Source organism: Synechococcus sp. MIT S9220, assembly GCF_014304815.1.
Classification (GTDB): Bacteria; Cyanobacteriota; Cyanobacteriia; order PCC-6307; family Cyanobiaceae; genus Synechococcus_C.
Genome location: NZ_CP047958.1, coordinates 815,869 through 835,608 on the forward strand (window position 1 = coordinate 815,869; position 19,740 = coordinate 835,608).

Here is a 19,740-nt window from a genome sequence, read left to right on the forward strand (position 1 = left end):
ACGCACTGGCTGGAAATTGACCAGAGCCCTCCAGCGGCCTTCAATAAATCACTGTTGTCCCTGAAAACGTGGCGCTTTTGAGTTTCTGTCCAATTCCACAGCGCAGGCCCTAGTCCAGCAAACAGAACTCGGTTGCTGTCTTGTGGTCGTGGTGAACGTCGATAGGGGTTCCAGAGTTCTGTGTCCTGAAAGAACACTGAAATACCTTTGGAGCTGTGCTTGTCTGTTTGCAAAGACCACCACGGGTCTTTGCCTCGCTTTGGTTTCCCCGATTGGAAAACACCGAGTTTTTTGTCGTTCTGAATCAACTCACCTCTAAGCGATCCTGTTGTTCGTTCAGTGAGTCGAATCTTGATTGAAGGAGACTCTTCGCTGGTCAACTCGCAGACCAGAGGTAAGGGAATGGCTGTTGCCGGTACAGCAGCCCAGAGAAAGCAGGGGATCAGAATCTGGCTGCCGATGTCGCCTCTCTTCATGTCATGTCTCGCCCTCTTTTGATGTCCACCCGTCATGGACTTGGAGTTGGTTGTTCATCATGAGTGCTGATTATCAGCCTGCAGCAATAAAGGCCTGTCTTTGATCAACAGGCCTTTGTTTTGATGTGGCTCCGGACGAGAGGAAGGAGCGCTTCAGTTATCCGATGAACGCATGTGGCTTGGCAATTCCTGCTGATGTGCCTCCTTTCAGATAGGCGATCATTGTGTCTGCGTCAGATGATTGGAAAGGGTCTGTAGGGCAGTTGTCTGCGAAATCAGGCTCGACAAACATTTTTTCAATGACCATATTGTTTACGAGAATCGAATAACGCCAGGAACGCATTCCAAAGCCAAGATTTGACTTCTCGACGAGCATTCCCATCTTTCTCGTGAACTCACCGTTGCCATCAGGAAGCATGAAAATGTTCTTGGTTCCAAGGTGCTTGCTCCATTGGAACATCACAAATGCATCGTTCACCGAAAGGCAGATGATTTGATCAACGCCGTGACTTTTGAATTCGTCAAAGAGTTCGTCGTAGCGGGGAAGATGGTTGGATGAGCAAGTTGGCGTGAAGGCTCCAGGAAGTGCAAAAAGGACAACTTTTTTGCCCCCAAAAATGTCTTTGCTGGTCAGCTCCTGCCACCGGAATGGATTGTCTCCAGCGATGGATTCGTCTCTGACCCGTGTTTGAAATGTGGCGTCAGGAACGTGGGTGGGGTTTGACATGTTTGGGCGCAGTCGGTTTGGCAACTTCCCTCACGGTTTAACCATTCCCGTTTGCCCTGGGATGAGTATTTCTTCCTAGGCCGTCAAGACTGAAGGCGTGGTCGTCTGCAATGTTGTCAGCAGGTCTTAGATGGCGTCGATCGCCTCCATGGCGGGAATGAACTGTGGACTGTTCTGATCAAAGTCATTGCAGCTTTTGTTCATCGCTTCACTGGTCAGAGCGACAACGCGAATGGCTTGAGGCGACTGCAGCCACTCAGCTTGTTGCTCCAACCCTTTGTTTTTGATCCAGGTGTTCAGGATGTTCTGGGCTCTGTCTCGGCTGTAGCCGGCGTGCATGATTTTGCATTCTGCGAAAGCAGCCATGGCTGCAATGGCATGACGCGTTTCTGTTTCGTTGGCCTGAACCGGTGGCTGCAGCGCTCCCAGAAGTGCGCTGAGCATCAAGGCTGAGCGCCAGCCCAGTTGCCAGCTGCGTGAATGGCCCTGCAGGAACCCAGCGCTGGCGTTGACACCGATTGCCATGACTGCAGCAAGACTGGCGGCAGTTTATGGAGTGCTTCCGCTCCAGTGATGTTCACGATGGATGTGGATGCAATCGGTTATGTGGCCGCGGCGCTGACCACCTTGAGCTTCTTTCCGCAGGCCATCAAGACATTGCGCACCGATGACACGCGCTCCATTTCCCTGTCAATGTACGGCCTGTTCACCGGCGGCGTTGCCATCTGGGCGGCGTTCGGTCTGCTCAGTGGGAATGGGCCCGTGATCCTTGCCAATGGACTCACCTTGATCCCCGCATCGTTCGTGCTGCAGAAGAAAATTCGCCACCACCTCAACGCAGGTGAGCGCTAGTACTCAGCCCCAAACTGTTCTCCTACAGCAGGTTTCACTCCCAGCTCTTCGCGCCAGAGATGAAGTGGTTTTTCCCATCCTTCCTCCCAGCGCTGCAGCACAAGAGGCGTCGCCTCCAGACCAATGCGACTGCCCACGGCGATCGCTCGGCTGATCTTTTCAAACTCATCCGGCTGGAAGCGAAATGCGCGGAACCCAGCCAGCGTGTTCAACAACACATAGGCAGGAAAGCCGATCTGGGTTGCCGTGATTGACAGCACTCCCGACTCACCAGCCGTTTCGGTGTTGAATCCACCGATCACGTGATGCAGATCGTGGGTTGAGGCGATTCGCTGCGTCAGCCAGAGCGCTTCAGTGCTGGTGTCTCTCGGTCGGAAAAAATCAGCGTCGTAGTTCAGTCGGCGGATCATTCCCGCGTAAGCCCGACCCAGCGTTCCCTCCGGCAGCTTTTCCAAAGCAGGGATATCAGGCTGGAATGGCGGATAACGCTGCTCCACCATCTCTTTGGCACCGGGCAGAGCCTTGAAGCGTTGGAGGCAGACCGCCATTGCTTCGCTGTCGATGAAGTTATCGACTAGGTCGCCGACGCTGTTGAGCCCACCATTGGTTTTGGCCAGTTCTCGCAGAACCGAAAGGTTTTTAACGGAGCGAAGCAATTCGCGGGCTCGGGACATCCTCGTCGTTCTCCAGTGGGGTTCCATCCAGACCTGCTGTATAGCGAGGTCGCACGGTTTTGAGCAGCGGCATCACAGCCAGGCAGATCACAGCCATCAGTAACCAGAGCTGTACACCATGACCCTGCTGGTCAAGCAAGGTTCCGGCCAGCAAGGGTGCACCGGTGGCACTGATGGCGAAACATTGGGAGAACAGCGCCATAGAGAGCCCCCGGTGTTTCAAAGGGGTCTCTTCCACCATGGCTTCGGCGGCACTGGGAAGGAACGCCGCTTCTCCAAAGGCCAAAGGCAGCATGGCCAGCGAGATCAGGACCATTCCGCCGCTCCAGAGTGCTGAGCTCGCTAAGAGCAGGCAGCCGATCACAAAGCCAACCAGTCCCATTCCCAGCCCAAAGCGGAGGCTCCGCTTGGCCACCCAGTTGCCCACAGGCCACTGCAGAACAACCAATAGAGCGAGTTGCAGCGCGATCAGTGCACCGCTGCCTGCTTCGCTCACTGCTGGCCGCGAAAGACCTCCACGCACCAGATCCAGAGGCAGGGCGCTTTGCCTCAGCGCAATCATTCCTGTGGCAACGATGCTGATGGCCAGCACCGGCAGTAGAGGCGTCAACCAGCGCCATCCATCGGCCGAAGGGGGCTTGGCCGTGGAGTGTTCTTGATCGACGTCGTCGAGATGCAATAGGGCGGCGCGCCCATCGGGAAGAGGTCGCCAGTTCAGCACCAGCAGCATCACCACAACGGCCGCCGCTTCCACCAGATAAACCGCACGGATCAGTCCGAGAGCTGTGACAATCGCGCCGAACAGTGCGCCCAAGGCAACACCCATTGCATCAGCGCTGCGAGCCAGTGCATAACCTCGGCTGGACTGGAAGCCCGCACAGCTGAGCGGCACCGCAAGTTCAATCGCCGGGAAATAAAGCCCTGCGGCTAAACCGATCAGCAGTTGTCCGGTGAGGTAACCACCAAAACCTTGCGCTTGCAGCAGGATGAAATCGGCGATGAAGGCCAGCACTGCCGCAGCACGCACCGGCCAGGAGCAGCAAAGGCCCCGATCCAGCAAGACACCACTCAGCAGACGGGCAGCCGTTCCGATCAGGGCGGCAGCCGCCAAGCCCTGACCAACCTGAGTCGCCGTGAAGCTGGCCTGGTGGAACACGATGGGCGTCATGTAGATGACGCCGCCTGCTCCCAGCGAAGCCAGGAGCCTGATTGAAGCCACTTCCTGCAAAGGTGCGGGAAACTGGTTCCACCAATGAACTGGCCTAGGCCTTGCGAAGACGCTCAACAGGACAACGGTTTGCCGTAGGACTGGTGTGCAGTCTGATGCTCGGTGCCCTGTCACCGCGACCTGCTCGTACAGCCTCCGAGTTGGTTGTTCGTCTTGATGGGATGGATCTGCCCTTATCGATCAACGATCTGGGGGGATGGCTGCGTGGTGAAGAACGCGGCTCCTCGGAGCTGAGTGTGTGGCTGAATTTGCTCGAGCAAGAAAGCCGTCAGGGAGTGATTGATCTGCTCAAGGCTCCACTGATCAATGACCGCAGCATGGCCCGGCAGATTCTTAACAGCTGGGCAGGCCGGCGTTTGCTTGATCAGGTCAGTGATCTGGTGATGGTTGACGACGATGCGACAGGCCAAACCGTTCAGGTGACACTCGAGTCACTCCTCGACCAGCGCGCACAGGTCACGACTCTCGATCTGCTTGAGGCACTGCCAGCGAAGCGTGTCCACCTCGATCTCGATGCCCTGCTCCCAGTTGCCAGCAGCTGGCGGCGTCAGTTGCAACGGCAGCAGGCTCTGGTCAAAACCCTCAACCAACTCCCGGTGTCGTCGATTACTCAGAGGACGGATCCCGCTGATCAGTCTGAGAGTGCTTCTGATCGCAAGCTTCAGCGATTGACCTTGCCAGTGGAGCATCGGGCTCAGCCGCTGCAGATTCAGCTCTGGCGCCCGCTGACTGCAGACGGTCGCGAGCGCAGTCATTGGCTCGTGTTGATGCCAGGCCTGGGGGGCAGCCCTGATCATTTCCGCTGGCTGGGACGGGCCCTCAGTCGGCAGGGATGGCCGGTTCTTGTGCTTGAACATCCAGGCAGTGATGCGCTTGCCGTGCAGGCCCTTTTGGAGGGGCGGCTTCCGCCGCCAGGTGCTGAGGTGTTGCCCGATCGCCTGAGAGATCTGGATGCGGTGCTGGCTGCACATCAGAGAGGCTTTTTCAATCTTTCTGGCACCCGACTGGTGCTGGGTGGACATTCTCTTGGAGCACTCACGGCTCTGCTCGCAGCAGGTGCTGGGCCTGAGCCGGGCCTTGCTCGACGTTGCGGCCAGGATCTGGATGCCCTTCCAATTAGCAACCTGTCGCGACTTCTTCAGTGTCAGATCGAGGAGGTGCCTCTGCCCGCCGTGCGTCCGCCCAAGCAGTTGGCCGCTGTGGTTGGTCTAAACAGTTTCGGCAGCCTGCTCTGGCCTCAAAAGATTCCCCTGCCGGGTGAAGTTGCTGTCTTTCTGAGCGGCGGAACTCTTGATCTGATTACCCCTCCGCTGAGTGAGCAGTTGGGCCTGCTCAGGTCATTGCCCGCCAATCCTGCAACCCGTGCTGTGTTGGTTGAAGGGGCCAGCCACTTCTCCCCTGTGCGCGTGGAGGGCCAAAGCGGTGGTGGTCAGGGTGAGGATGTCTTCCAACTCGGCGAAGAGCTGGTTGGGGTTCAGCCGCTGCGGGTTCAGGCTCAGCTGGAGAGAGAAATCGTGCGCTTTCTTCTTGATCTAGAGCTTGGTCGTGTGTCCGGGACCGTGCAGGGCGGTGTTGAACACCTGCAGGTGGGGGATCTGCATGTGCACCGTCTGAATCAGAGCGGTGCAGAGCGTTTCCTGGATTGAAGCTCCCTGGAGATGGCCTCAACGATGCAGTTCAGTACCGGACTCTTGGATCCAGAACGGCGACGAGAAGATCCACAGCCACGCTGACGAGCACCACCAAAGCGGCGATCACCACCACAATGCCCTGCACCACTGGGTAGTCGCGCTGGTTGATGCTTTCCTGCAGGCGTAGTGCAATGCCAGGCCAGGAAAAGGTCACCTCAATCAGCAATGCACCGCCAATCAACGAGGCGACGGTGATTCCGGCAATCGTCAGCACTGGCAGAAGTGCATTAGGCAGTGCATGCCGAAGAATCACCTGGGTTTCGCTCAGTCCCCTGCTTCGGGCTGCCTCCACATAATCCGAGCGAAGACTGCGATTCAGATTCAGGCGCAGGGCATTGGTGAAGACCCCGCTCAAGAGCAATCCGAGTGTGCATGCCGGCAGCACCAAGTGGCGCAGAGCACCCTGCAGTGCAGCCCAGTTACCGCTGATCACACTGTCGGCAATCAGAAAACCGCTGCCATCAGGCGCAATCATGCCTGGGGGGAAACGACCTCCAACAGGCAGCCAGCCCAGGGTGACGGCAAACAGAAGCTGGGCCAGCATGGCCACCCAGAAAGGAGGTAAGGCGTAGGTGCCGATGCCGTAAAAGCGTCCTGCCAGATCAATCTTCCCCTCGGATCGGGCAATCGCTGTAAAACCAACCGCCAGTCCGCTTACCGCTGCCAGCAGCAGGGCGGTCACGCTCAATTCCAGGCTTGCCGGAAGCGCCTCTCGGATGATTTGACTGACCGGCTCCTGATTGATCAGCGCCTGGCCGAGGTCGCCATGCAGCAGCCCGCCGAGAAAATCCAGGTATTGCTGCCCCAGTGATTGATCCAAGCCCAAACGCGCCCTGAGTGCTGCTTTGGCTGCTTCCGGAGCGCGGCTGCCGAGCACGGCGTCCACTGGGTCGCCAGGAGCAACTCGCAGCAGCAGAAACACCAGGGTCGCGATCAGCCAGAGCATCACTGGAGCTAGGGCCAGCCGCGTCCCCGTGTAGCGAAGCAGCTCTCGACTGCGTCCCATCAGCGCTGCTCCTGCAATCGGGCCAGCACCACCTGACCATTGCCATCGAACTCCGGAGTGGCCAGGTCGGTACTGCTCCAGGCCCTGGGCGTGACGAGCCAGACCGGAATGTAGGCGGCGCCTTCAGCGGCCATCTGTTCCACGCTCTCCAGATCACGCTGTCGTGCATCACCGCGGCTGCGGTCCGACTGCTGCAATGTTGTTTCCAGGCCTGGCGCTGTCCAGAAACTGCCGCTGATGGCGGCTTCCCCTCGCGTGCAAATGGATCCCTGCGATTCCTTGCAGCTGAGCAGAGGTGCTAGGTAGGCCTCTGGGTCGGGATAGGCGCCTCGCCAGTCGAGCATTACGGCCTGGAAAGCCCCCTCGCCCAGCTGTCGATACACAGTCGTTGATTCCACGCCGTCGAGTTTGAGCGACAGACAATCGGCCAGGTCGCGTTGGATTTGGGCTTGCCAGGTGAGTGCCATCAGCCGGTCTGCGGGCACATTCGACCGGTAGGTGAATGGCAGATGGAAGACCTTCCCATTGCAGTACCCCGCCTGAATGAACAGGTTTCTTGCCCGGGCGGCATCATGCCTTGGCCAGGGCTTGAGATTTCCTCCCGGCAGTCCCGGCGGAACCAACGAAAAAAGCGGCGGCCGCAATCCGTGGCTAACTCTCTTGTTGATCAGGTCTCGATCGAGGCTCAGTGACAGGGCCTGTCGCAGGACTGGATTCTGAAGGGGTGGTGTGTTGCTGAGCAGCGTGATGTAACCGATCACCAGGGCAGGACCCTGCCCTTCGCGCAAACGCCCCTCAGCGGCCATGCGATTCAGAGCCAGGCGCTGATCCTCGTCGATGGAGTCAGAGAGCAGAACATCCACTTCGCCGCTTCGCATCGCGCCGAACAGGGCGGTGGAATTGCTGAGGTAAATCAGATCCAGCCCTGCGTTGCTGGGCGAGGCTCCCCAGTACTGCTTAAAGGGCTCCAAGCGTTGCTGCACAGCTCGGAAGTTGGTCAGTTTGTAAGCGCCCGTTCCGATGAAGCGGTCGTTGAGAAAACGATCCTGATGATCCTGATAAGCCCGGGGGGATACAGGGGTCAGGTTGGTGGCGGTGAGGAGATTCTCAAGCGAGCTGGAGGGGCGGCTCAAGCGCAGTCGTAATTGATAGGTCTGGGGGGCTTCAACTGCGGTGATGCGATCACCGACCACGTAGCTGAGGGTGCCGATCTCCAGAAAGCGACGCAGGCTGAAGGCCATCGCTTCCGCATCAAAGCGAGTGCCGTCATGGAAGAGCACGTCCTCACGCAGGGGGATCGTCACGGTGCGGCCCTCATCGCTGATCTCCGGCAGCGCTGACGCCAGAGACGGGGTCAGTTCCCCATCAGCTGTTCTCTTATAGAGCGTGTCTCCGAGAGCGCTGAGCAGTTGCAGAGCTCCGAATGTGCTGGCCTGAGCAGGGTCCAGAGAAGTGATGCGGCCTGCACTGGCCACTGTGATTCGATCACTGCGTCGACCTGGCTGACAGGCGCTCTGATTGATGCAGACAGCCAGGACTGTGCTGAGTGACAAGGCTGTGCTGAGTGGCTGCAGCTGTTTGCAGCGTCGTTTCAGCGAGGCCAGGCGTGACTGTCTGGGTTGATCGATCACGCCACTGAGCTCAGACGGAGCCATTCAAGGGCCTCACGTCCTAATCGGAACCAGAGGGCGAGGTGATCTGGTCGAGAGGGACCTCGAAGACCGGGGAGCCCTGGGGCTTCAGGGGCCACTGTCGGACCCAGCAGCGGTCGTGGTCGCCATCAATGCCGATGACCTGAAACAGACCGGCATCACTCCGCAATGTGATGCAGTCCCCCTGATGGAGCCTCATGACGGATCGGGATTCCGACTGATTGCAGCGTTGCCCCTGAAGAACAGAGAGATCGTTCGGCATGAACGTTTTGCAGCATGAATCCGCGAATGCGAACCGAAGCTGTGATGGTTCTTACAACTCTGCCTCATCCGGGGGTGCGTTCGCCAGGGGATGCAAAGACCTTCTGATCTGCGAATGGCCTCCAGATGGACTCAGAAGCAGCCAAAATGGGCCGCCAGAGAGCGAACCCCAGGTAAAGAAGCAATGGCCTGCAGGGCGTTTTGCATCGCTCCGTTGCCCACTTCGTGAGTGATCACAACGATTTCAGCGCCCTCGTCGCAGGCATCGAATTGGACGATGGATTGGATCGACACGCCCTGTTCTCCAAAGCAGCTGCCAATCCTGCCGATCACGCCGGGGGCATCTTCCGTGTTGAAACGCACGTAGTTGCGCTGTCGGATCCGGCTGGAATCCACCAAGTGGCAGGAGCGCCAGCTGCTGGCGGCGAGCAGGGGATCAAGGCCACCATCACTGCTGTTGAGCTGTCGGATGCCGGCAATATTCAGGATGTCGGCAACCACTGCGGAGGCTGTTGGTCCAGACCCGGCACCGGGTCCATAAAACATCACCCGGCCGATTGGGTCGCCTTCCACAAGGATGGCGTTGTTGACGCCACTCACGCCGGCAAGGGGGTGATCCTTCGGTACCAGCGTGGGCTGGACACGAACGCCCAAAGGCAGGGATCCCATGGGATCCCCATCGCTTTCCAGGCGTTCGGCAACAGCAAGCAGTTTCACGCCGTATCCCAGTTGCGTGGCGTAGTCCACGTCCCGCCCCTGCAGATTGCTGATGCCGGTTGTCGGAACGGCGCTGCGTTCGATCGGCCCGCCAAAAGCCAGGCCGGCAAGGATCGCGATCTTGTCTGCGGCGTCATGTCCGTCGACATCAGCGGCTGGATCCGCTTCCGCATAGCCCAGTTCCTGGGCCTCCTTGAGAACGGCGTTGTAATCAGCCCCTTCATCTGCCATCCGACTGAGGATGTAGTTGGTGGTGCCGTTGATGATGCCGCTCACCCGCTCGATGCGATTGCTACCGAGCGACTGCTTGAGCGGCTCGATGATCGGAATGCCGCCGCCAACGGCCGCTTCGATCAACACGTAGACACCTGCTGCTGCTGCTGCTGCTGCGATTTCCTCACCGTGTCTTGCGATCACAGCCTTGTTGGCAGTGACCACGGATTTTCCGGCCGAAATGGCTCGCATGATCAGGGTGCGAGCCGGCTCAATGCCGCCGATGACCTCGACAACCACATGCACGTTCGGGTCGTCCACTACCTCATTGGGATCAGTGGTGAGGCGATCGGTGGGGATCGCGACGGGCCGGCTGCGCTGTAGATCACGCACCGCCACCCTCGCCAGCTCAAGATCCGCGATCAAAGGATGGCGACCTTCCGGACTGTTCAGGATGCTTGCCACGCCTGCGCCGACGGTGCCGAGGCCAAGCAGGCCGATGCCGATCCTTGTCGCCATGGAGCGGGTCCATTAGTTGCGCTGAGGGGTCGACTTTAGGCAGTGGTCGGTCCGCCGGTTCTGTTCAATCCGATTCGTTCAGAGCACTGGCCTGCTGTTGCATCATCCGCAGGATGTTGAGGAAGCCGTTGGCGCGGGATGGAGTGAGGCTGGCTTGAAGGCCTGTAGCGGCGATAAAATCGGGATCAACGGCCATGACCTGTGCTGGGGTGAGGTCGCCGAGTCCTTTGATCAGCAGCGCCAGCAGCCCCTTGGTGATCAGGGCATCGGAATCTCCCTGCCACTGCAGGCGTCCATTCACGAGTTCCGATGCAATAAACACCTGGGATACACACCCTTTGACCTTGCGCTCTTCTGTTTGCAGCTCGGTGGGCATGGAAGGCAGCTTTTTGGCAAGCCAGAGAACATATTCGTAGCGCTTGCGCGGATCTGATGTGCTGTTCAGTCTCTCGGTGAGTTGATCTAGAGCCTGGCTGCCGTAGCGAGTGGTGGAGCTGCCTGATTCAGCCATGGCAGGGTCAGCGTTGACGAAGGCTGCGCACCCTAACCATCAGGCCCACCACGCCGACCAGGACTGGTGCCATGGCCCAGTCCAGACCTCTTTGATGACCAGGGTTCATCACGACCTCATTCAGGTTGACCCGTCCCTGTTGAAGAGGAAGGGTGAGGTAGTCACGGTGGCCAGGTCCTCCATCCACCTGCAGGTCTACGAGGCCATCTCCTAGGTCTGGAAGCGTCATTTGCAGCCTGCCTCCCGCATCGATGCGTCCGAGTTCCTCACCAGCTGTTCCATCGGCCTTCAGGATCCTCACCACTGCCCCTTCCACGGGTTCTCCGGTCGAGAAGCTGCTGGTGAGTTCGAGTTGTCCGTCGAGATAGCGGAGACTGCTTTCCACTCCATGGGCTTCAGCCTGCAGGGGCTGGGTGAGAGCTAGTCCCAGTGCTGTGGTGGCCATCAGTGCAAAACGGGATGGAAGGGCCATGGCGCACCTGTGATTGAGGAACCCATCGTGCGGGAGATTGCGGCACTCAACCAGTCCTGATTGAGGCGGATCTGAATCTCCTCAAGCCAGGTCTCCTTGAACTCAAGGCAACGTCTGATAAAAACCGTTTTCGCTCAACCAGCCCTGGAACGGCTGGTCCCAGGGGTCTGAAGGCAGTGCCTGAACACTCACGCAGGCGCTGGGGAGCACAACGAGTGCAGGGATTCCGCTCCAGCGTTCCAGGCAGCGAAGGCGGTCGTAGTAGCCACCGCCGTAGCCGAGTCGAATGCCCTTCCGATCCACAGCCAGAGCTGGCACCAGCAACAGAGAAATCTGTTCAGCACTCAGGGTTGGTTGGTCCAGAGGAGCCGGGATCCCGCAGCCGTCCTTCTTCAGCGGGGCTGCGCTCCAGGTTCGATAGGTCATGTTGCCGTGTCCATCAGCGGCAGGCAGCGCTGTGCTCAGGCCGAGTTCGTTGACAAGCTCAAGACGCAGAGGTGTCAGGTCCACTTCTCCAGGCAGTGGCCAATAAAGCCCGACTGAATGGCGCAAGTCATCGTCTCGGTGGCGCCGCCTGAGTTCCTGTCTGGCCTGATCTCTGATCCTGTCCTGCAAGGTTGGTTCAGCTTCGAGCGCCAGGCGCCTGCGTGTTCTGAACACCTGTCGAAGATTGGCCTTACTAGCTTCATCAAACGCCTGCATCAGGGCAAGACCCCCCAGCGACCCATCAGCGGCAAATGCAGTGTCAGTTGGTCTGAATCCTGGGGCCAGACCTGCTTCAGGTCATCAGACAGATTGTTGATCAAGAACCGGGCCTGGTCATTGTCATCAACCTGCTGGTTTGCATTTCTGAGAGCTGACCAGGTGCTGATGAAGCCAAGAAGATCGTTCTGCGTCCAGTGCTCGGTGATCTTCAACCCCTGGGGTAGCGGTTGATCGCAGCCAGGGAACTCCAGATCGGCATAGCAGGCGTCGACATGGATCCGTTCAGGGGGCCAGAACGGATTGAGTCGCTCGTGATAGAGGCTGTTCAGCCAGGCTTGTAACTCCTCTGGTGCGTCTCGGATGGGTTCATAGCCCAGCCAGACCAGGAGCCCCCCCGGTCGCAGCACACGACGGACTTCTCGATTGAACTGCTCCACATCCAGCCAGTGAATCGCGGCAGCAATCAGCACGGCATCAACGCTGTTGTTGCTCAAATGAGAGTGTTCTGCTGCTCCCTGTCGGTAGCGAATGCGGGGGTGTTGATCTGCTGCCGCAATCTGCTCGGGACTGAGGTCTGTGGCTTCAACACGGTCGAACCAGCGGCTCAGTCCGATGGAGGCCTGGCCACTACCGCAGGCTGCATCCCAACAACAATCCAGTGCTCTTGCCTGGTCGGCCATCCAGGCGAAGAAGGCATCCGGGTAGCGGGGCCTGCAGCGCGCGTAGTCAATCGCCACAGAATCAAACCAGCCTTTATCGGTCGCTGGCATCAGCAGCGTTTCAGGATCTGGTGGTTCTGAACCCTTTCGCACTGGAGCTGCATCAAGCCTTGATGTTCAGTTGTCTTGAAAGGTGCATTCCAGCAGTGCAGCCGTTAGGAGTGTCTTCATCTCCTGCAGATTGTTTTGCTCGCCAGGGTCCCCGCCTGACCATCGATCGAGCTGATGACTCACTGCACCAAGAAGCAGTCGCAGCCCTGCGGCATTGAGGGTGAGATCGATTGTGCTTTCGGTTCGGTCCGTCACAGCCCCACCAAGCCTTGCAACCCATCTAATTCTGCACCCTCTCCAGAATCTCTTCTCCCATCACGAGCAGAGATCTCGGACCCATGGTCTTTGTGTTGGCGGCGTTGTCACCTTGCTCGAATCTGTTGCTGATGTCTCGTTCTGAACTGTTGCTTCAGCTGTTGAACATGACCTGTCTTTGTCGTCAGTCAAGGAGACCAGTGACGACAGATTGTTGGCAGAAAAGGTGAGTGATGCTCTGTTCTTTCCTTCCTGGATAACATTGGCACCATCAGAATCAGATTGGCTGATCAACAGTTCATGCCCCATGTGCTCTGAAGTCCTGATCAGTGTTCAGCTACTTCAGCTTTTGTCTGACTTCGTTGAAGAGTGAATTGATGCCGGGGATCAGGAGCAGCTGCTTCGCCAGGAAGGTCTGTTGTGAACAGATTGAGGGCAGTGCTTCTCGCAGCCTGGGCCTCTCAAGAGCCTGCGGCTTCCATGTCACCTCTGTTTCAGTGCCTGATCTGCGGGCAGTCAATCGAGCGCTCCAAACGCTCTTACTGGAAGCGAAAAGGGCACTTGCTCTGCTCCACTTGCCGAGACCGGATTGACAGCGGTGACGGCCATCCAGTTGATGCGTCAACGTTGCCTCCAAGCCATCGCCAATGATCAGAAGCTGTGCTGTTTCTTGAGCTGAATCAAAAGACAGCTCACCGTGTCATTTGCATGGCGGCCCTGAAAACATTGCTGCCAAGGCTGGAGGCCTGGTTTCACTAGTGTTGCGGCACGCACCTGTAAGTCAGTGTTTCCAGCTATTAACGCGCTTGCCTACACAGCATTTCTCGCCTTTGTGGTGGTTCAGGCTGTTCGATTGATGCGTCTATCTTTCAAATCAAAAGATCGAACCGGGCTCAAAACCACCCATCCGGAACTCTTCGATCAGAACGGCAGTGTGACCAAGGAAAAATTACTTGTTGTCCGTTTTGATCGACCAAAGCCTGTGCTCCCTTCAGAGCTGTAGTGCCAGCCGACGACTCTGATCTCCCCTTCCTGCTGATGCTGATGATCTGACCAGGAACCTTCGACTTCGGCATAATGAAGCCATGATCAAGATCATCTGGCTGCTTGCAACGGTCTATTTCATGATTCGACTGGTGAAAAAGCTCTTGTCTTCTTTGCAAGAGATCAAGAGAGAAGAGGATTTCGATGCAGGAGATGCAGTTGTGGATGTGGAAGCTGAGTGAAGGCTCAGGTGGCCCTTCATTGATGGCATCCACTCATTGCCATGTGATGGTGCAGCGATAGCGGATGTTGAAGCCAGCGGTTCCAATCTCTTCGCAGGATGTGTCTGTCACGTTTGCTCCCTGAGAAACTTTCGACATCAGTCGATTAATCGTTATCTCTTGATCAACACCTTCTGCAGTGGATGATTGATTGTTCGCGAAAGCATTCGTTCCTAGAAGAATTGAAACGACGTAAATAGGGATAAATGATTTCATGCCTGTTTTGGCTGGCTGATCGAAAGCTAGCAAGTCGTTCCATGGATCAATATCACACTTGTTTTTCAAGAATGAATGTCGCTTTGTCTCTCGGTGATCAGCTCTTTGCTGTTCTCCTCTTCTCAACGTCTCTGTTGGTCATGGACTCTCCTTCTCAAGCTTCTCAGCCTTGACTTCTGATGTTGGTTTGAACAGAACGCTCCGATTTTTTTGTTTTTTCTTAGGGCGCGGCTTCCACGGCTGAGGGGTTGCACTCGCCAGATTTCCCTCAGCAAAAGGCGTGGTTGCCATGTCGACTTCTGAGATTCCCCTGACGATCGAACAGCAGTTCCGCGTCGAACGTGCCTGTCGCAAGATCGATGAGTGCAATGACGTGGAGGCTCTCAAGCAACTTTCGAAAGCGCTGATTGTCACAGCTGCCAGGGAGAGAGCTTTCTCGAGAGTCGTGATGGATCGACTCAAGGAATGACGCCACCCGATCCATCAAATCTCCGCCTTAAGGGGGTGATGGATGGCCCAACGCTGCCTCGTTTCGTTAACGACCTTGTCGCTGCTTAACGAACTTCATCCTTTCAACTGCCTTTGGCTCCCAGCTCGCAACTGGTTACGTAGTTTTTGGTCCTCAAGCCACTCGGACTATGCGTCAGATCAATTTCACCCTGATCTTCGTGTTCGGTTTGAGCATGGTGTTCTTCACGCTGGAAAACACGGCTGCAACCACCGTTCATGTGCTGCCGGGTCTGAAGTACACCACACCCCTTGCAGCATTGCTGCTGTTGTCTGCGGGGATTGGCGCAACGTCCGCCTGGCTGTTTGCTGCATGGAGTGGAATGCTGAACAGCGTGGATCGCTTCAAGCAATCCACTGATTTCGATGCCCAGCAAGTGCGCATCCAGGAATTGGAAACCGATCTGAATCGGTACAGGGCAACAGTGGAAACGCAGTTGGGCTTGCTCCCTTCAGCAAGTTCTGAAGAAGAAGAGGCCATGGAAGAGGCTCCAGCGGTGCAGGTGTCCAGCTCAGACTGAGCGTTGCTCCATCGTCCCGAGGGCCAGCGACAGTTCCAGTCCAGTATTCATGGCTAGCAAGCCATGGTTCTGCTCTCGACCGACTGCCAACGTCTTGACGCTTTGAGCCCACCCTGAGTGAATGATTTAAAACTCATCGCCAGGAAAGATGTCTTCTTGCCTGTTTCTCCACAGTTTGGCAAAGTAATCAACAGCAACTTGTGGAAAAGAGCTAATCATTCAGTCTTCTCTCATCAAGCTTTCATGGAGTTTTCATTGATGATTAGGCTGTTGTAATCATCAGCTATTCCGTTAAAGATGTTGATCAGCAATCCACCGCTTCATTGTGGCTGTTTGAGTGTTTATCGAGGTCTCTATCGTTGAAACCATCCCGTCAATGCAACGGCCAGCGCATCTGCAGCGTCGTCGGGTCTTGGCGGTGACTCAAGGTTGAGCTCGCGCATCACGGCCTCAAGAACTTCATCTTTGTCAGCATGGCCATGGCCAGTGAGAGCCTGCTTGATCTGCATCGGCGGAAACTCGACGATCGGCAGTCCGAATCGGCTAAGGGTCATGATCACCACACCGCGCGCTTGAACTACGGCGATGGTGTTGCTGGATCGGTAAAAGAAAAACTTTTCAACGGAAGCCAATTCCGGTCGCCAAGCCCTGATCAGTTGACGCAAGTCTCGGGCAATCTCCACCATCCGCGTGCCTTCTGAATGGCCTGGATCGGTGCGGATGATGCCGCAATCGAGCATGGTCTGCTGACCGTCAGAGGTGTCAATCACCCCGTAACCAACACGGGCGAGACCGGGGTCGATACCGAGAATGCGCACGCTTAGCGGTCGAAATGCATCAGGCGGCCAGGGCCAGTTCGAATTCGGCTTTGTCGCTGCTCTCGCTGCGCTCGAACACTTTGCAGAACACCTTCACCACACGATCACCTGAATCGATCTGCTCCAGCGGGTCCTTGCGGAGACGGTGCCGCAGGCAGCAGGACGCCACGCGGGCCACATCCTCTTCCGTGACTTCAGTTCGGCCCTCAAATGCTGCCAGTGCTCGTGCAGCCCTGTTGGTGACGATGTCACCCCGGAGGCCGTCGACATCCAACTCGCCGCACACCGCGGAAATCCTCAATCTCAGGTCATCGTCGATTTCAACCTGGTCCAGCCTCTGCTGGGCTTCCACGACCCGTTCCTGAAGTGCCTTCTGTCCAGCTTCAACTGAGGTGCTGAAGGCATCAGGGTCAGTGTCAAAGGCTGTGCGCTGGTCCACCACCTGAACACGAAGCTCAGGGTCTCTGACTGTGCGCACCTCAACACTCATTCCGAAGCGGTCGAGCAGCTGCGGGCGTAGTTCGCCTTCCTCAGGGTTGCCGGAACCGATCAGCACGAAGCGAGCTGGATGGCGCACAGACACGCCTTCCCGTTCAACCGTGTTCCAGCCTGACGCCGCAGAATCAAGCAAAACGTCGACCAGATGATCGTCCAGAAGATTGACTTCGTCGACATAAAGCAAGCCTCGGTTTGCCTTAGCCAGTAAGCCTGGTTCGAAGGCCCGCACGCCTTCGCTGAGGGCTTTCTCGATGTCGATGGTGCCGCACAGACGGTCTTCGGTTGCGCCTAGCGGCAGATCAACCATGGGCACCTGACGGTCTTCTGTCGCCAGGGTTTCCCCATGCTCGAGGCGCTGACGCACATCGCTGCTTTGGAGATCAGGATCGCTTGGTGAGCTGTTGTAAGGGTCTCCGGCAACAACCTCAATGCCAGGCAGTAGATCCGCCAGTGCCCGGATCGTGGTCGACTTACCAGTGCCCCTGTCGCCCATGATCATCACTCCGCCAATGCGGGGATCGATCACGTTGAGCAGCAGAGCAAGTTTCATTTCCTCCTGACCGATCACGGCCGTGAAGGGAAAAACTCTGCGCTTGCGCGGTGAACTCACGGACGATCGACTGGTGCTCCTGTGGATTGTTTCACAGGTCGGAGAGACAGCACTTGGGGAGGGGTGGCATCCGCTGGGTAAATCAGGCGGACGCGCACCGAACGTTGTTGCCCTGGGGCCAGAGTGATCTGCCCAAGTTGGGGGCCCTCTTGACCCCGTCGCAGCACCAGGTGAAACCGTCGACGTCCACTGGGACGCCCCTGTTGTCCATCCAGCCCGCTCACCTCAATGGGGCCACGGAACATCACCGGGCCGCTATGGCTGCTGCTGAACGCCAGTTGGCCGTTGCCGCTTCTGTTCTTGTCAGGTGATTCCAGGCTGATCGCCACCGTTCGCTGCTGCGATCCCTGATTGCGGAGGGGAAGCGTCAGGTCGTACTCAACGCCGTAGTTGCCGTGTGCTGCCCAGGCGGTGCCTGAATCAAAGGCTTTCAGCTCTGCTGTCTGGATTTGTCCTGTTTTCAGCTCACCGCGCTCCAGGCTGCTAATCGGCCAAGACATAGGAGCTTCCTCAACGTTCAGGTGGCTGGACCCTGGATCAGTCAGGGTTGCCCTCCATGTGCTGCCGATCTGAACACCGCTAACGCGTGAGTAAACGATCCTGCCGCGAGCGCCGCGCGGTGTTGGTTGGTGCTCTTTGGGACTCTGCCGCCCCTCACTCAGCAGCTTCCTCCACCTGTCTTGGCCAGGAACTTTGTCACCGTTTCCATAGGCGGCGATGGTTGCGATATGGACCGGACCTGAGCTTTGAAGTCGCAGCTGCAGGTTGCGACCGTTGAGAAGGGGGTCCAGTCCGGCGACCGGGATTGGAAGAACGACCAGGGAGCTGAGCGACCCGGGCGCAATCTGCCATTCCCGCTGGAGTTCATCGGCGATGTCTCCACGCAGCAGGTCGCCGGCCACCTTGCTGCCAGGACCGGAGGCAATCCCTGTCCCCGATTCAGCCATCAGGGCGGGCAGCGGCAGAAATGGTGATGCGGTTTGGCCTTTCAGGGTTGCCTGTGAAAGGGAGGTGCTGCCATCCAGAAGTTGCAGAGTCACCGGAGCGTCTCCAGCGGGCTTGGCGACAACAGCGAGCCAGAGAGTTGACTCGAGCTGATCGGGCTGGCCGGCGTAAACGTGATGGCTGAACAGATCGAAGCGACCGTTCAGCGTCACATTCAGGCCAGGCGCCTGAGGGAAGGTCGAGACAAGGATGCCTTCCCCGGTGATCAGTTCCGGGTTGTTGTCATTCACCATCAGCACGTCATCCAGCTGGCCTGAAAGTGCACGAACCTGGCTTTGGCGAGTGAGGGTTTGCTTGGCCGGTTTTTGCTGGTCCGCGGCAAGCTCAGGAGGTGCAAGCACCGTTGCCATGGACGCTGCGGCCATGGTCAGAGCGGCCAGCGACTGCAGGCGGTTGAGACGTGTCATGGTTCGATGCTGGCGGCACTTGCCGTGGAACGTGCAACGGCGGGTTTGGGTTTGAGAACCGGCGCCATCGCCGCTGCCAGCTTGCGGATTAGCTCCGTCGAGCGGGGATCGTTGAACGGTCCCTTCACCAGGAATGCGGCAACGGCTCTGCTGCCATCCGGTAACTCAATCAAGCCGGCGTCGGCGTAGGCGATCCCGATGTCTCCGGTTTTGTTGAGCACTCTGTAGCCCTTCACCATCAGGCTGTTGTCAGGCTCTCCCTGGCGACCGCCAAGGCCACGCAGCAGTCCGCGCGGCAGAAGGGTATTCGTGATCGATGTGCCCATCACCTCCCGAAATAGATCACGGCTGCGAATCGAGAGCGCTTCGCCGGTGTCAACGAGCGCGATCGATCGAGCCAGGTCTCTGGCACTCGTGCTGTTGGTGCCCTTGAGATCGGGTAGCCAATCATTCACTTTTGTGGCGCTCAGCCCCAGAGCATTGAACCGGGCATTCAGTGCCTCCTGACCTCCAAGGCGTTCGATCAGAAGGTTGGTGGCGGTGTTGTCGCTCACCCGGATCATCTCAGTGGCGACTTCATGCGTCGGGAACCGGGTGCCCAGTGGTTTCGATGCCATCCAGCCAGCACCACCGCCCACAACGGTTTTACTGAGTTGTAGAGGTTCGTTCCAGCTCAAGCGACCTGCATCAAGCTCCTCAAGGGTGACGAGCAGGATCGGGGTTTTGATGGAGCTGGCAGCCGGCAGCGCAGTGTCAGGCTCCAGCTGCGCGTAGCGCCCGTCATCCAGCACGAGCATGAAGGCGCTGACCTTCAGGTCGGGCTGTTCTGCTGCCAGTGTCTGCCAGCGCTCACTCAGAGGTTTGAGTTCATTGCGGGTCTCGAAGCGGCCCAAGGACTCGGTGCGATTGAGCAACCTGGTTCCGCTGGTGTCGGCAGTTGCTCCAGGTTTGGCTTTGCCCTCAGGGTTCTGCTCGGATAACGGCAGCCAGGCAGGCAGTGCAAGATCTCCTGTCTCAACGGCTGGGCCAGCCAATTTCAGCAAGGACCCCGTAATCACGCCAAGGCCCACCCCCATCAGAACAAGTCGCAGCACAAGCCGCAGAGGACGTCCCCAGCCAGGGTTTTGGCGTCTGGATCGACTGGAGGCCAAGAAACTGCGCGAG

24 protein-coding genes are annotated in these 19,740 nt (G+C 57.8%); 6 read left to right on the top strand and 18 right to left on the bottom strand.

Annotated elements, in window-relative coordinates:
* Window positions 1–633 precede the first annotated feature (633 nt).
* On the bottom strand, window positions 634–1,203 hold the full coding sequence (locus tag SynMITS9220_RS04260; protein WP_186990973.1) for a peroxiredoxin: 570 nt from the start codon (window positions 1,201–1,203) through the stop codon (window positions 634–636).
* A gap of 126 nt (window positions 1,204–1,329) precedes the next feature.
* Complete coding sequence (locus tag SynMITS9220_RS04265) at window positions 1,330–1,728, bottom strand: hypothetical protein (RefSeq protein WP_255483217.1); 399 nt, start codon at window positions 1,726–1,728, stop codon at window positions 1,330–1,332.
* Between the two features lie 57 nt (window positions 1,729–1,785).
* Here SynMITS9220_RS04265 and SynMITS9220_RS04270 point away from each other — a divergent pair, with 57 nt between their 5' ends.
* A complete protein-coding gene (locus tag SynMITS9220_RS04270) occupies window positions 1,786–2,055 on the top strand; it encodes a SemiSWEET transporter (protein WP_186991861.1) in 270 nt (89 codons plus the stop codon).
* On the opposite strand, the gene SynMITS9220_RS04275 is transcribed toward SynMITS9220_RS04270, so the two are convergent.
* Together SynMITS9220_RS04275 and SynMITS9220_RS04280 are read right to left on the bottom strand one after the other, a co-directional pair.
* The gene (locus tag SynMITS9220_RS04275; protein ID WP_186990975.1) at window positions 2,052–2,729 is read right to left on the bottom strand and encodes a Coq4 family protein; all 678 of its coding nucleotides are present in this window, start codon (window positions 2,727–2,729) and stop codon (window positions 2,052–2,054) included. The two genes, SynMITS9220_RS04270 and SynMITS9220_RS04275, sit on opposite strands and share 4 nt — an antisense overlap.
* Window positions 2,695–3,897 carry an MFS transporter gene (locus SynMITS9220_RS04280; RefSeq protein ID WP_186991863.1) on the bottom strand — a complete coding sequence of 401 codons (1,203 nt, stop codon included), beginning with the start codon at window positions 3,895–3,897 and terminating at the stop codon, window positions 2,695–2,697. Before SynMITS9220_RS04280 ends, SynMITS9220_RS04275 begins: the two co-directional genes overlap by 35 nt.
* Before the next feature lie 155 nt (window positions 3,898–4,052).
* On the opposite strand from SynMITS9220_RS04280, the gene SynMITS9220_RS04285 reads away from it, so the two are divergent.
* Complete coding sequence (locus SynMITS9220_RS04285; RefSeq protein WP_186990977.1) at window positions 4,053–5,603, top strand: alpha/beta hydrolase; 1,551 nt, start codon at window positions 4,053–4,055, stop codon at window positions 5,601–5,603.
* A gap of 31 nt (window positions 5,604–5,634) precedes the next feature.
* Here the strand turns inward: SynMITS9220_RS04285 and SynMITS9220_RS04290 are convergent, their stop codons facing one another.
* From SynMITS9220_RS04290 to SynMITS9220_RS04330, 9 genes are all read right to left on the bottom strand, one after another.
* Window positions 5,635–6,654: an ABC transporter permease gene (locus tag SynMITS9220_RS04290; RefSeq protein WP_186990979.1), complete on the bottom strand. Its 1,020-nt coding sequence runs from the start codon at window positions 6,652–6,654 to the stop codon at window positions 5,635–5,637.
* Window positions 6,654–8,309: an ABC transporter substrate-binding protein gene (locus tag SynMITS9220_RS04295; protein WP_186990982.1), complete on the bottom strand. Its 1,656-nt coding sequence runs from the start codon at window positions 8,307–8,309 to the stop codon at window positions 6,654–6,656. The genes SynMITS9220_RS04290 and SynMITS9220_RS04295 overlap by 1 nt, the downstream gene beginning before the upstream one ends.
* A 16-nt stretch (window positions 8,310–8,325) precedes the next feature.
* Window positions 8,326–8,568: a hypothetical protein gene (locus SynMITS9220_RS04300; protein ID WP_186990984.1), complete on the bottom strand. Its 243-nt coding sequence runs from the start codon at window positions 8,566–8,568 to the stop codon at window positions 8,326–8,328.
* A gap of 131 nt (window positions 8,569–8,699) precedes the next feature.
* The gene (locus SynMITS9220_RS04305) at window positions 8,700–10,016 is read right to left on the bottom strand and encodes a homoserine dehydrogenase (protein WP_186990986.1); all 1,317 of its coding nucleotides are present in this window, start codon (window positions 10,014–10,016) and stop codon (window positions 8,700–8,702) included.
* A 64-nt stretch (window positions 10,017–10,080) separates the two neighbouring features.
* Complete coding sequence (locus SynMITS9220_RS04310; protein WP_186990989.1) at window positions 10,081–10,527, bottom strand: SufE family protein; 447 nt, start codon at window positions 10,525–10,527, stop codon at window positions 10,081–10,083.
* Window positions 10,528–10,534: 7 nt separating this feature from the next.
* Window positions 10,535–10,999, bottom strand: coding sequence for a hypothetical protein (locus SynMITS9220_RS04315; RefSeq protein WP_186990991.1), 465 nt, complete (start codon window positions 10,997–10,999; stop codon window positions 10,535–10,537).
* A gap of 102 nt (window positions 11,000–11,101) precedes the next feature.
* A complete protein-coding gene (locus SynMITS9220_RS04320; protein WP_186990993.1) occupies window positions 11,102–11,701 on the bottom strand; it encodes a 5-formyltetrahydrofolate cyclo-ligase in 600 nt (199 codons plus the stop codon).
* Window positions 11,701–12,474, bottom strand: a complete 774-nt coding sequence (locus tag SynMITS9220_RS04325) for a class I SAM-dependent methyltransferase (RefSeq protein WP_255483218.1) — start codon at window positions 12,472–12,474, stop codon at window positions 11,701–11,703. The genes SynMITS9220_RS04320 and SynMITS9220_RS04325 overlap by 1 nt, the downstream gene beginning before the upstream one ends.
* Window positions 12,475–12,540: 66 nt before the next feature.
* A complete protein-coding gene (locus tag SynMITS9220_RS04330) occupies window positions 12,541–12,729 on the bottom strand; it encodes a hypothetical protein (RefSeq protein WP_067097703.1) in 189 nt (62 codons plus the stop codon).
* Window positions 12,730–13,585: 856 nt separating this feature from the next.
* Between SynMITS9220_RS04330 and SynMITS9220_RS04335 the strand changes: the two genes are divergently transcribed.
* Both SynMITS9220_RS04335 and SynMITS9220_RS04340 read left to right on the top strand, forming a co-directional pair.
* Window positions 13,586–13,732 (top strand): DUF2973 domain-containing protein, encoded by a 147-nt coding sequence (locus tag SynMITS9220_RS04335; protein ID WP_115125485.1) that lies wholly within the window; start codon window positions 13,586–13,588, stop codon window positions 13,730–13,732.
* 82 nt (window positions 13,733–13,814) lie between these two features.
* Complete coding sequence (locus SynMITS9220_RS04340) at window positions 13,815–13,955, top strand: hypothetical protein (protein ID WP_186990995.1); 141 nt, start codon at window positions 13,815–13,817, stop codon at window positions 13,953–13,955.
* A gap of 33 nt (window positions 13,956–13,988) precedes the next feature.
* On the opposite strand, the gene SynMITS9220_RS04345 is transcribed toward SynMITS9220_RS04340, so the two are convergent.
* Window positions 13,989–14,279 (bottom strand): hypothetical protein, encoded by a 291-nt coding sequence (locus tag SynMITS9220_RS04345; RefSeq protein WP_186990996.1) that lies wholly within the window; start codon window positions 14,277–14,279, stop codon window positions 13,989–13,991.
* A gap of 220 nt (window positions 14,280–14,499) precedes the next feature.
* On the opposite strand from SynMITS9220_RS04345, the gene SynMITS9220_RS04350 reads away from it, so the two are divergent.
* Window positions 14,500–14,679, top strand: coding sequence for a hypothetical protein (locus tag SynMITS9220_RS04350; RefSeq protein ID WP_067097713.1), 180 nt, complete (start codon window positions 14,500–14,502; stop codon window positions 14,677–14,679).
* A gap of 169 nt (window positions 14,680–14,848) precedes the next feature.
* Complete coding sequence (locus SynMITS9220_RS04355) at window positions 14,849–15,238, top strand: lipopolysaccharide assembly protein LapA domain-containing protein (RefSeq protein ID WP_186990998.1); 390 nt, start codon at window positions 14,849–14,851, stop codon at window positions 15,236–15,238.
* A gap of 353 nt (window positions 15,239–15,591) precedes the next feature.
* On the opposite strand, the gene ruvC is transcribed toward SynMITS9220_RS04355, so the two are convergent.
* Genes ruvC through SynMITS9220_RS04375 form a run of 4 tightly spaced genes read right to left on the bottom strand, consistent with a single transcriptional unit; the run spans window position 15,592 to window position 19,727 of the window.
* A complete protein-coding gene (gene ruvC / locus SynMITS9220_RS04360; RefSeq protein ID WP_067097718.1) occupies window positions 15,592–16,056 on the bottom strand; it encodes a crossover junction endodeoxyribonuclease RuvC in 465 nt (154 codons plus the stop codon).
* Window positions 16,057–16,075: 19 nt separating this feature from the next.
* Window positions 16,076–17,164 (bottom strand): magnesium chelatase ATPase subunit I, encoded by a 1,089-nt coding sequence (gene bchI / locus SynMITS9220_RS04365; protein ID WP_115125437.1) that lies wholly within the window; start codon window positions 17,162–17,164, stop codon window positions 16,076–16,078.
* Window positions 17,161–18,576, bottom strand: a complete 1,416-nt coding sequence (locus tag SynMITS9220_RS04370) for a DUF3370 domain-containing protein (protein ID WP_186991000.1) — start codon at window positions 18,574–18,576, stop codon at window positions 17,161–17,163. The genes bchI and SynMITS9220_RS04370 overlap by 4 nt, the downstream gene beginning before the upstream one ends.
* Complete coding sequence (locus SynMITS9220_RS04375) at window positions 18,573–19,727, bottom strand: serine hydrolase (protein WP_186991002.1); 1,155 nt, start codon at window positions 19,725–19,727, stop codon at window positions 18,573–18,575. Before SynMITS9220_RS04375 ends, SynMITS9220_RS04370 begins: the two co-directional genes overlap by 4 nt.
* Window positions 19,728–19,740 lie beyond the last annotated feature (13 nt).